Below are 11,281 nucleotides of genomic sequence, written 5' to 3' on the forward strand. Positions count from 1 at the left end.
ACCTTTTTTTTCATGCTAAACTCACAGTCTAGATCGTATACTTGATCAAGTAAATACACTCGAATTTTGATGATAAACCAAGGAGCCACAGCGATGGAAGCAGAAGATATAAAAAACGAAGAACTTAATGATCAAAACGAAGAACAAACACAAACAGTTGAGTCACAACCAACACAAGAAACATTTCAAGAAAAGTTCATTAAACTCAGCGCTGATTTAGAAAATTATAAGCGCCGCGTGAGCAGAGAACGTGCTGAGTGGATGGATATGGCACAAATGAATCTCTTGGTTGCACTCTTGCCCATTTTTGACGAACTTGACCGCGCCCTTGCCTTGGCAAGCGCTGCTCAAACAGACAGCGCTAACAATGCCTGGCTTGATGGCTTGAAATTAATCCAAAAAAATTGGCAAAAAAAGCTTGAAGAAATTCATGTAAAAGTAATTGATGCAGCAGGTATGTTTAACCCTGAATTACATGAAGCGTTAATGCAAGTTGAAGACCCTGAAAAAGAATCCGGACACATTGTTCAAGTGTTTCACAAGGGCTATACCTTTAAAGACAAAGCAATTGTGCATGCAAAGGTAAGCGTCGCTAAATAAAAAGATTATGATTGTGCGCATACTGCGAAAAAAAATCTCTTCGTCAACCCGCCCTTACCGGCGGGTTATTAGCTTTAAGCGGTTTACCAGGCGTGCAAACCTTAATCAACTTCCCAATTTAATAACACTGGGTAATGCCTTTTTTGGCTTTAGCTCCATGGTCTTTGCCGCACACGGCAATTTTGCTGCAGCGAGTTATTTCATTTTGCTGGGTGCGCTGATGGACGCCCTGGATGGTCGCGTTGCGCGCTACGTTGGCGTTACCAGCGAGCTTGGTTTGCAACTTGATTCTCTAAGCGATGCTATTTCATTTTGCATGGCCCCCGCCTTTTTGACCTATTTTTGGGTCTTACGCAAGGTTGGTTTTATTGGCTACCTTGCCTGCGCTTTTTTTTTATTAGCAGGCATTGCCCGCCTGGCAAAATTTAATATCACCAGCCAAGAACAAGTAACTTCATTTGGCGGCATGCCTACCACATTGGCTGGCTGCTTTTTGGTAACAGTGCTACTCAACAGCCAAACAGCATTACTACAACCATCGTTTATTTTTTTTATTTTAGCACTCGTGATTTTTCTTGGGCTGCTCATGATCAGCCCAATACGCTTTCCTAGCTTTAAAAAAATGAGCAAAAATTGGTATGCGCTGAGCAGCTTACTCTGTGCAGCCTTCGTTATTAGCATGGGTTTTCTTAAAGTATTACTTTTACTTTTTCTTGCTTACTTTGTTTTTACCTTTATTCAGGCATTTGTTACCATCGTACGAAAATAACAATTTTCAAAAGGGAGATCGTTCATGCAATCACGTATCAACAAATTTCTTGCTCTGCCGGTACTGATCAGCCTCGCACTGGTTGGCGGAGGCATTTATTATCTTCATGAACGGCACAAAAAATTTGATCATCTAGAAAGCTTGCTCGACCAGTACGCATCAATGAAAGACTCGCTAGAAAAAGTACTGATACACAAAAATATACCTACCAGCACAGCAACCGTTACCTCCGAGCCACAAGATGAAACAACAATATCTTCCAGCTGGATCGACATTCAAAAAAAGGTAAAAAACACCGTCGTTCAAGTATTTGCTCAAATTAATGAATTTAACTGGCTAGAACCTTACAAAACACCGCGCCAAGGCGAGGGTGCCGGTAGTGGTTTTTTTATTAATGACCAAGGCCATGTTATTACCAATTACCACGTAGTGATGCAGTCTACCAACATCGAAATTCAAATTCCTCTATTTGGTATGGAACGCTTTGACGCAAAATTGATTGGTGCCAGCCCAGAACGCGACATTGCCCTACTTAAAGTTACCGACGAAGCACTTGAAAAAATTAAACAAAAACTTCATCCAATCCCCTTTTTAACTTTTGATGATTCTGACGCAGTTATCCGTTCGCAAGAAATTTTAGCGCTTGGCTACCCTCTGGCACAAAGCAGGCTTAAAAGCACACTGGGCATTGTAAGCGGGCGCGAAACGCTGGGCTACTTTGGTTATATTCAAGTAACCACGCCACTCAACCCAGGCAACTCAGGCGGTCCTGCACTCAATAACGCCGGCAAGGTTGTGGGCATTAACTCACGCGGCGTTATGGGCGCACAAAACGTTGGCTACATAATTCCTATCAACGAAGTTAAAAGCGCATTAAATGATTTGTACCGCGTTCCCTTGCTGCGCAAACCAACGCTGGGCTGCATCTTTACTTATGCAACACCTGAAATGGTCAGCTACCTGGGCAACCCAGATCAAGGCGGTTGGTACATTGCCAAAGTGTTTGACAACACACTGTTAAAAAAAGCAGGCCTAAAAAAAGACGATATGCTCTACAAAGTTAATGGCTACCGCATCGACATGTACGGCGAGCTTGATGTGCCATGGAGCGAAGATAAAGTTTCGCTTTTTGAGCTGCTTAACCGCTACAAGATTGGCGATACGTTAAACTTTTCAATTTATCGCAAAGGCAAGCCAATGGAATTTGCGTTTAAACTTGATGACAGTTACTTGCCACCCATCCGTACCATTTATTCCGAATTTGAACCAGAAGCAATTGATTACGAAATTATTGGCGGCATGGTGGTTATGCCACTTTCGCTCAACCACGTAAGTATTATGATTTCTGGCGTACCTAGCTTGGTAAAATACGGCCAGCCCGACAAACAACATACGCCGGCGCTGGTTATTACCCACGTTTTACCAAATTCACAAGCGTCGCGTGCACGCGTTTTGCGCCCTGGAGAAATTATTGCCGCCATCAACAACGAAAAAGTACAAACGCTGGACGACCTACGCAAAGCAGTCCTCAAGAGCAAAGACAAAGAATTTTTAACGGTAAGAACCGACAACAACTTGTACGGCGTTTTATCGGTTGATCGCATTGTCAAAGATGAGCCAATGCTTTCAGCACAATATTTTTATAAATCATCACCACTCATTGAACACCTACGAGAAGAGAAACGTGGCTAAAGAAAAAAAGCGTTTAGACGCCCTGATACAAGAACTGTACCCTCACTTAACGCGCAACCAAATACAAAGCTTTATTCTGCAGGGCAAAGTTAAAGTTAACGATGTTGTTAACACCAAACCAGGAACTCAGGTTGGCCTTGATGCCGTTATTGGCATGGAGGCCGACCAACCTAAATTTGCCAGTCGCGCCGGCTTTAAGCTTGAAGCAGCACTGGAGCATTTTAAGGTTGATGTTACCGATCTCGTTGCACTTGACGCCGGCATTTCAACCGGCGGCTTTACCGACTGCCTTTTGCAAAACGGCATTAAGCGCGTTTATGGCATTGATGTGGGCTATGGGCAAGTGCACGAAAAGGTACGCACCAACTCAAGTTTAATCTTGATGGAAAAAACAAACCTACGCCTGCTTGAAGGCCTGCCCGAAAAGGTAGATTTGGTCACGCTTGATTTGTCGTTTATCTCAATTTTAAAAGTCATGCCAGCACTGGTTAACGTTATCAAGCCAACGGGCAAAATTATCACGCTGATTAAGCCTCAATTTGAAGCTGAACGTGAAGATATCCAGCGCGGCGGCGTAGTGCGCGATGCAGCGGTTCATGAGCGGGTTATTGAAAAAGTTAAGCAAGGCATGAAAGAGTTTGGCTTTACCATGGTTGGCGTTATTGAATCGCCCATTGTTGGCGCTACATCTGGCAATAAAGAGTTTTTGGCTTTATTTGAATATTCTGCATAAAAAATCCCGCACAAACAGCAAAAAAGCCGCAGTGTTTACTGCGGCTTTTTTATTAACTTAATGTAAGAGAAAAGCTTACGCTTGTACCTCTTCTTCAATGTCTGCATTAATACTCATTTCAGCATCAAGACCAGCATCTGCTTCTTTTTGGTTTTGTGCTTGTACAAGTTTATACGTTATCCATGCGCCAAGGCCAACAGCAAGCGTGCCAGCAATAACTGCTTCATGCCCTTCGATTTTTGCTTTGCACTCACTAACCTTTTTGCTTACGTTATTTCTTACTGGATCGTAAATATTACTCTTCAAAGCTTCTTTGCATGAATCAAAGAGTACCATAGTAGCAAGAGTAGCAATAATAGCACCTGCATAATCAACTAGCTTGAAATCATCACTTCTTTTTTCAATCGCATCAAACACGATTTCACCAAAGCTTCTACCAACTACTTTTGGACTATCAAATTTATGCTGTGTATCCATAAAAATTTCTTGGCAAGCCTTAAAATATGCCACAACTTCTGGATCTTGAGGATCTGCCAATTCAAAATAAGTTTCAAGGAAATCGACATCTTCTTGTGAAAGTCCACCAAGACTACGCTCGATAGCCAATGGATCTTTGCTATTGGTAATTTCAAGAACTAACAAAGGTTTTTTTGCAGGAATCAACATCGAACCAAAATGCTTTTCAAGATACTTCTTGATTGCCTGAAAGTCTTTCGTATCGCGCAATACCCACTTCATAGGCATACCGACCTTATACTGATCAACCAAAACAGTTCCGTCATACTTTCTGTCTGGCAAGAAAGAAATGTCCTTCAGCAAATTATCCAAAAACTTGCCAATAATCGTCTTGCGATAGCCACGAAGCTTTTGATCAAGCTTTAAGCCTGGGTCGGCAAAAATAATCGTGTTACGAATGACAGTCAAATTTTCAAAGTCAGCAGCACTCTTGGCACGACGCGGACCTTGCTGTTTGTCTAATGTACCACAAGCAATCGTAGTAATTTCATTTTTTCCTGGATGAAAAACAATCATATACGGATCTTCGGCACACGTTTTAAAAAAACAAAACTGTTGATCTAGCGTTTGAAACTGCTTTCTTGACTCTTCGGACAAGGTACGTCCGGCCATGAGTGCCTCAATATCATAAGCAGAAAGTGTACCCATAAATAACACGGCCGACATGACCAAAATATTTCTCATATTCATAAATAATCCACCGTAAAAATAACAAACTGACCCACAACAAAGTAAATGCCCACAAGCATTTTGCATCGATCATAGTGTATGCAAACAATAATATTTTTCAAGCAAATGCTTGTAGCAAACACATAATAAGCAAGCTTAGAAAGGCAAAAACAGGGTAAACCAATAAGATGGCAGCCCACTTAACATAGGCATAATGCTGACAGGCCATGAAAAGACCGACAGTCAAAAGTGGGTACAGCGCAATTTGAACGTAAAACAAAACCCGCTCTGCCAACGCCAACAGCAGCTCACGCCAGGCATCGTGCGCAAGCAAAGCTCGATACAGACACAAACGTTGCATGAGCACAAAAAGCGATGGCTGTTCGTGCTGCATTGAAAGTCGCAGAAATAAGCTGGGCAAAGCAAGAACTTCGTTTACCAATTTCTTTTGTTCGTTTGAAGCAGCGACAAAAAGTTCGCCGTCACAAAGCGTTATCTCCTGATTTTGGTAATCAAGTTGAAAGGTGGGCGCTGTAATAAGCTTTTCAAGCGAGCCGTTGGGATTGCGGTAGACAAGCAGCAGGTCTTTGCCGAAGGCTCCCGTCTGCCCTGAGTCCAAAAAACCAACATAACAAAAAAGATGCTCTTCAAGCATGAGCCAGCTGGCCGTAATGCGGCCCGAAACACCACCCTTAAATGTTTCTTTTCTAAACGTCTCAGCCCGGTCAACAGCCGTGAGCACACCAACTTCATACAGCGGCACCGCCAACGTCAGCAAGATAAAGCCCGCACTTAAAAAAAGCGTAAGCACCCGCGCCCTGCCCGCACCAAGCAACTGCAGCGTTTGCCACTCACCGCGCTGCCATAGCTCGCGCAGCAACAAACACGTGGCAAGCCAGCAGGCAACCGGCCACATGCGCGCAAAGGTGGGTACCATGTTGAGAGCGGTAAAGTAAGCAACCTGCCAAAACGTTGCCTGTTGCACACGCACAAGCTTTTCGAAAAATTCGAGAAAGTTGTAAAGCAGCGACAAAACAAAACTGATGCTCAAAAAAGCTGTAAAGAACCGTTTGTAAAAGTAGCGAATAAAAACCATTGGTTGTAAAAACTACTTTTGTTGCTCGCCTGGCTGATAATTGATCAATGATTCTGGCGTAATCAAGCCGCACGAAACCAACGTTTTTACCGCCTCTTCAAAGGTGATATTGGTATGAATCAAATCGCTTTCAGGCAAAATGAAAAAATACCCGGTTGTTGGATTTGGAGAGTTAGGCATAAAAACTTTATAGAAACGCTCATCGGGCGTTTTTTTCAAGTGATTAGGAATAATTTTTTGATAACTGTCATCTGCCGGTTCAAGTAAAAAAGCCAAATGATAATTGCCCGGACGTGGGTACGTAATCAGCACCACTTCACGAGACTTTACATTACCTTTTTTAGACATTCTAAAGAAATCTACCAACATTTTTGCTGAAGAATAGACAATGCGAATAAAAGGTATCTTAACAATTAAACGCTCAAAATAATGCACCACACTGTGCACAATAACAATCTTAAGCACAAAACCAAGTAACAAAATAAAGACGGTAACAACAATAAATTCTGAACCGTACATGCGATGGAAACTCTCTGGCCCAAATTCACGCAATGGCTCAAGAAGTCTAAATGCAAAATCATAAGTAAATTTAATAACAAATACCGTAAGCGCAATAGGAATAATCGTAAATAAACCGTTCAAAAAAAGCGATCTAAAAAATGATCCAATATCGTGTAACTTTTTAACAATTTTCATAAATATTCTCCTCATTAGAAAGCGCCTGCTGCAAGTTGGCAGCCAAGCTTTGAGCAACACTCAGCGCTCGATCATTAGTTGGGGCTTCTGTCATAACACGCAATAAATTTTCGGTCCCTGAATAACGTACTAAAATACGGCCTTTTTGCAACTCTTGCTCATGCTTAGCAATAATTTGAGCAAAAGGCTGGTCGGTAAGATCGTGCTTACGCTGAACCGGCACGTTTACCAGCACCTGCGGATATTTTTCAGTTGAAACCATATCCCAGTTTTGGGTTGATAGCATTGACTCCAAAATTTTAAGCGCTACAAAAATGCCATCACCAGTGCGAGAATAATCTTTAACAATAATGTGCCCAGACGTTTCGCCACCCAGCAAAATGTCGCACTCTTCCATTTTTGCTGAAACATATTTGTCACCAACCGACGTGCGAATCAGCTCTACACCTGCCTGATTAATTGACTGCTCAAAGCCACTGTTGGTCATAACCGTACCCACTACATGCTTGGAAAGAGCGTAGCGCGGCAAGCGCAACAGTAAACTCAGTGCATCGTCGCCATCTTTAACCTCGCCCAGCCGATTAACGGCAATCACGCGGTCGCCATCACCATCAAAAGCAAAGCCGGCATGCGCCTTGTGCGCAACCACCGCAGCTTGAAGGTTTTCTGGATGCAGAGCGCCGCAGTTGTTATTGATGTTGGTCCCGTTGGGGCTGACATTGAGCACCACCACGTTGGCACCAAAGCTTTCAAAAATCATGGGCGCCAGTTGGTAGGTAGCCCCGTGGGCACAATCTAAAACTATTGTGGTACCAGCCAAAAAGTTTTCAGGGAAAAAAGTTGCCATTAGTTTGCCATATTCAGCACCTGCGCCTGCCCACACGGCACGCTCTTGCACATCTGCAGGCAACTCTTCAGGCTCACTCATGGCCATAAAATTATCTACAATATCCTGCTCGTCAAGCTTGGTTAACTTGCACGCACGCGCATCAAAAATTTTTAAACCATTGTCATAATGCGGATTGTGAGAAGCAGAAATCATTAAACCACAATCAAAAGCCTGATCGTGATTAATCAGTTGAAACACCGCTGGAGTTGGTATCACGCCAGCATCAATAACGCTAATGCCCGCTTGCTCAAGGCCCGCCCACACCGCTTGTTTAATCCGCGGGCACGATTCACGCGTATCGCTTGCCAGCAAAAGTTGCGGTGTTGGCTTTGCATATTTTTTTATAGCCCACAGCCCCAGGGCTTTGCCAAATTTTTGCAAGGCGCTGGCAGTGAACGGATACTGATTTGCACGGCCACGAATGCCATCGGTACCAAAAGTAATCAAATGTTTCACTCTGATGATTCCTTTTTTGTAATATTAAAAAATAACTGCTTAGGGAAGTTTTTTTGAACGATTTTCTTAATCGTACCGATTATGTTATAATAAAACAAGACTTCAGTCGTAACAAGCGAGGTAATTATGAGCTTTTGGTTTTTGGTGTCATGCTTTTTTATAGGCATTGCCGTTTCTTCCTCAGTCGGCCCTATTTTTATTTGGACTTTTAACCGCGGCGCCCGCCATGGTTTTTTTCAAGCATTTCCCATCGCGCTGGGCGCAGCACTGGTTGACGGTATTTATTTTTCTTTGGGCCTGCTTGGCGGTCTCAAACTACTTGAAACTTCGCGCAATATTCTTTTGGGTATGGACATTATTGGCGGTATCATTTTGGTAGTGCTTGGCGCGCGGACCATTATGGAACACCAGAAACAAATTCAAAATATCCAAGTCAGCGGCTTTTTTAAATCAGTCAGCAAATCATTTTTAGTCACGCTCTTCAATCCCTTTACTGCCCTTTTTTTTATGTTTGTCAGCGTTCAACTGCTCCCTGCGGGCATGCTCAGCCTTTCAACCTGGCAGGTTGCCATGGGCAGCACCATGGTCTTTGGCGGTTCATTATGCATTCTTTCAACGGTCGGCTTAATTGCCAGCTACGTGGGCAATGCCATTAGCCACCGGGCCTTGCGCCTGGTTTCTTTGTGCACCGGTACCCTCTTTTTAATTGCCGGTGTTTATTTATTGTGTGACTTTGTACTGACTATGATTAAGATTATCCGGGCTTTGTAAGCGGACGTCGCCTGAAGGCTATGCCCCCCAAAAACCACCTATTTTCCCCAATCTAGCAAACCGCAAGAAATGCTTTATTTTACGCTATTATCTTGCATTGATTTGACATTGTTTCAGCACATGAGAAAATTAACCCATTGAATCAGTGTTATTAGTCTAGCCTTGGGGGATTTTTCATGAAACGCTTTTTATCACTTTCTCTTATCGCTCTTTCGCTCACAGCACCGGCACAGGCCGCCATGGAACCAAAATCATTAAAACAGCTGGCTTTTGATGCAATCAAACCAACTTTAGGCACCATAGATCTTACGCAATCACCAACAGCTGCTGATAACTACGCTCTTAAGATAATTTGTAATGAAAATCTCTTGCCATCGCTCAATTTAAGACTCAAGTTTTATGAGCAAAATAATCTACTAAAAACTCAAAGTTTTGCACCCCCGTGCGTTACTTTGGCAGGCTTTCTCTATGATGCAACATTCTCGCATGTAACCATGCTCAATCCCAACACGTTCTTTGCCATCCAGCACGGCGCCAATAGATTAGACTTCGCCGGCCGAATGATAATGTTTTATCGCGGTATCAAAAAATGGAGAACTATTGATACAGACTGCCAAGCCTCCGGCATTACCGTTCTTGACCCTCAAACTATTGCCGTTATCAATTCATCAAATACCGTGAAAATATTTACTTACGCTCAAAGAAGCGACATTGAGTGCACCCGTCTCGACCGTCCTACTATTTTGCTCGCACAATATGGCTTGGAAGACACCAGTTATGGTCCATTTCGATATTGCTCGCGCTGGAATTACCAAACCGATCCAGAGACCGCTACGCTTCACGAACAAAGTGTCAGAGTCCATGAAGAAGTGCCGGGAGCTAACGACTACCCATCAGATGAACATCCGCTTTATAATGAAGCACTTTGTGCCAACTATTCTGAAAAAACTCGCGTAATCATGCTTGATAAAAACACGCTTGTTACCAACTATGACCAAGAACCTCTAAAGGTACACACATTCCCCACTCCCCTTGAACTTGCGCTCATCATCAAACTGCGCACCATAAGCGCTTCCGGAATTCACCAGATTTCTATGCATCCAGAATGGCAAGAAGTTTTTGAAAAGCTTATGCCGCAATTCAAAGAAGAATTTGAGCATCTTGAAATTGTCAACGAGATCGATTACTTACGAGATCCTATTTTTATCAAAAATGCCTACTTTCTTACACCAAATTTTCCAGACGTCATACCTGAAAATCTTATTTTACCAGCTCTTTTGGACGATACCCAAAGCTATCAACCAGCCAACTCAAGATCGTTAGACCAAGCTTATGAGCCAAAACGGGAACACCCAGAATCTCGCCAAGACTTTAAAGAAGGCTCTAAGCGACGACGCAGATAGAAAATAAACGAATACGGGGCGTAGCTCTCAGGCAGCCCCCAAATCACTCAAAAACGCCACTTTTTAGGTCTTAGACTGCTTACCCAAATACCCCCTTTTTGACTTTTTTTTGAGGCCCACCCCTCAAATTCTTGAAAAATCCCCACTTTTGCAGGTTTTAAAAAATTGTCCATTTGACATTGTTTCACAAATCTATACAATAATACTATGTAAAATTGTAATTATATGTGCGCCATTTCTGGAGGTTATGATCATGAAACGTTTTTTATCAACTTTATTGCTCATTCTTGCACTCGGCCTGCCAACGGCAAACCCTGCCGCAAGTTCAAGCAGCTCAGAACCAAGTATCCCTGTTGGCCTTCAATCCGTCAGCATGCCAAGGCTTATTTGGTTCGCCAGTTCAGGACATATTGAAGAACTTAGAAAGATTCTGCCGGGGCTTTCAGCAGAACAAATCAACAATACTTTTTTTGATGATCGCAATGCTTTGATGTGGGCCGCTCAGCATGGCCATACTGCCTGCTTACAAGCCCTCATCGAAAAAGGTGCCAACGTCAATGCTGCCAACAACTTCGGCAACACCCCCCTGCATTCGGCCGCACTAAATGGCCATCTTAACTGCCTACAAGAACTCATCAACAAAGGTGCCAATGTCAATGCTGCCAACAACTTCGGTAACACCCCCCTGCATTCGGCCGCACACGATGGCCATCTTAACTGCCTACAAGCCCTTATCGAAAAAGGTGCTGACGTCAATGCTGCGACTATCAACGGCACCACCCCCCTGCATTTCGCCGCAAAATATGGCCATCTTAACTGCCTACAAGAACTCATCACGAGAGGTGCCAACGTCAATGCTGCTCCAACTACAGGACCATACCAAGGCGTCACCCCCCTGCATTCGGCCACACAACATGGCCATCTTAACTGCCTACAAGAACTCATCACGAGAGGTGCCAACGTCAATGCTGCTCCAACTACAGGACCATAC

11 protein-coding genes are annotated in these 11,281 nt (G+C 43.4%); 7 read left to right on the forward strand and 4 right to left on the reverse strand.

Annotation, left to right across the window (positions count from 1 at the left end; translation table 11 throughout):
- The first annotated feature begins 93 nt into the window (after nt 1-93).
- Genes K2W90_05305 through K2W90_05320 form a run of 4 tightly spaced genes read left to right on the forward strand, consistent with a single transcriptional unit; the run spans nt 94 to nt 3,794 of the window.
- Nucleotides 94-600, forward strand: coding sequence for a nucleotide exchange factor GrpE (locus K2W90_05305; GenBank protein ID MBY0353755.1), 507 nt, complete (start codon nt 94-96; stop codon nt 598-600).
- Nucleotides 601-607: 7 nt separating this feature from the next.
- Nucleotides 608-1,369, forward strand: coding sequence for a CDP-diacylglycerol--serine O-phosphatidyltransferase (gene pssA, locus K2W90_05310; GenBank protein ID MBY0353756.1), 762 nt, complete (start codon nt 608-610; stop codon nt 1,367-1,369).
- Between the two features lie 24 nt (nt 1,370-1,393).
- Nucleotides 1,394-3,061 carry a trypsin-like peptidase domain-containing protein gene (locus K2W90_05315; protein ID MBY0353757.1) on the forward strand — a complete coding sequence of 556 codons (1,668 nt, stop codon included), beginning with the start codon at nt 1,394-1,396 and terminating at the stop codon, nt 3,059-3,061.
- Entirely contained in the window at nt 3,054-3,794 is a 741-nt protein-coding gene (locus K2W90_05320) for a TlyA family RNA methyltransferase (GenBank protein MBY0353758.1), read from the forward strand. The genes K2W90_05315 and K2W90_05320 overlap by 8 nt, the downstream gene beginning before the upstream one ends.
- 75 nt (nt 3,795-3,869) lie before the next feature.
- Here K2W90_05320 and K2W90_05325 read toward each other — a convergent pair whose 3' ends face one another.
- From K2W90_05325 to K2W90_05340, 4 genes are all read right to left on the reverse strand, one after another.
- Nucleotides 3,870-5,000 (reverse strand): hypothetical protein, encoded by a 1,131-nt coding sequence (locus tag K2W90_05325; protein MBY0353759.1) that lies wholly within the window; start codon nt 4,998-5,000, stop codon nt 3,870-3,872.
- Nucleotides 5,001-5,097: 97 nt separating this feature from the next.
- Entirely contained in the window at nt 5,098-6,075 is a 978-nt protein-coding gene (locus K2W90_05330; GenBank protein ID MBY0353760.1) for an LptF/LptG family permease, read from the reverse strand.
- A 12-nt stretch (nt 6,076-6,087) separates the two neighbouring features.
- A complete protein-coding gene (locus K2W90_05335; GenBank protein MBY0353761.1) occupies nt 6,088-6,771 on the reverse strand; it encodes a DUF502 domain-containing protein in 684 nt (227 codons plus the stop codon).
- Complete coding sequence (locus K2W90_05340) at nt 6,758-8,116, reverse strand: hypothetical protein (protein ID MBY0353762.1); 1,359 nt, start codon at nt 8,114-8,116, stop codon at nt 6,758-6,760. The genes K2W90_05335 and K2W90_05340 overlap by 14 nt, the downstream gene beginning before the upstream one ends.
- A gap of 126 nt (nt 8,117-8,242) precedes the next feature.
- Between K2W90_05340 and K2W90_05345 the strand changes: the two genes are divergently transcribed.
- The 3 genes from K2W90_05345 to K2W90_05355 form a co-directional block, all read left to right on the forward strand.
- Nucleotides 8,243-8,887, forward strand: coding sequence for a LysE family transporter (locus K2W90_05345; GenBank protein MBY0353763.1), 645 nt, complete (start codon nt 8,243-8,245; stop codon nt 8,885-8,887).
- A 176-nt stretch (nt 8,888-9,063) separates the two neighbouring features.
- Nucleotides 9,064-10,290 (forward strand): hypothetical protein, encoded by a 1,227-nt coding sequence (locus K2W90_05350; GenBank protein MBY0353764.1) that lies wholly within the window; start codon nt 9,064-9,066, stop codon nt 10,288-10,290.
- 253 nt (nt 10,291-10,543) lie between these two features.
- A partial coding sequence (locus K2W90_05355) for an ankyrin repeat domain-containing protein (GenBank protein ID MBY0353765.1) occupies nt 10,544-11,281 on the forward strand: 738 nt, incomplete at its 3' end.

It is taken from the genome of Candidatus Babeliales bacterium (assembly GCA_019749895.1).
Classification (GTDB): domain Bacteria; phylum Babelota; class Babeliae; order Babelales; family RVW-14; genus AaIE-18.

Bases quoted from the DNA above. Each gene is read 5' to 3' on its own strand.
- K2W90_05315 (MBY0353757.1), top strand. From the start codon at position 1,394: ATGCAATCACGTATCAACAAATTTCTTGCTCTGCCGGTACTGATCAGC.
- K2W90_05305 (MBY0353755.1), top strand. From the start codon at position 94: ATGGAAGCAGAAGATATAAAAAACGAAGAACTTAATGATCAAAACGAA.
- K2W90_05335 (MBY0353761.1), bottom strand. From the start codon at position 6,771: ATGAAAATTGTTAAAAAGTTACACGATATTGGATCATTTTTTAGATCG.
- K2W90_05330 (MBY0353760.1), bottom strand. From the start codon at position 6,075: ATGGTTTTTATTCGCTACTTTTACAAACGGTTCTTTACAGCTTTTTTG.
- K2W90_05345 (MBY0353763.1), top strand. From the start codon at position 8,243: ATGAGCTTTTGGTTTTTGGTGTCATGCTTTTTTATAGGCATTGCCGTT.
- pssA (MBY0353756.1), top strand. From the start codon at position 608: ATGATTGTGCGCATACTGCGAAAAAAAATCTCTTCGTCAACCCGCCCT.
- K2W90_05350 (MBY0353764.1), top strand. From the start codon at position 9,064: ATGAAACGCTTTTTATCACTTTCTCTTATCGCTCTTTCGCTCACAGCA.
- K2W90_05325 (MBY0353759.1), bottom strand. From the start codon at position 5,000: ATGAATATGAGAAATATTTTGGTCATGTCGGCCGTGTTATTTATGGGT.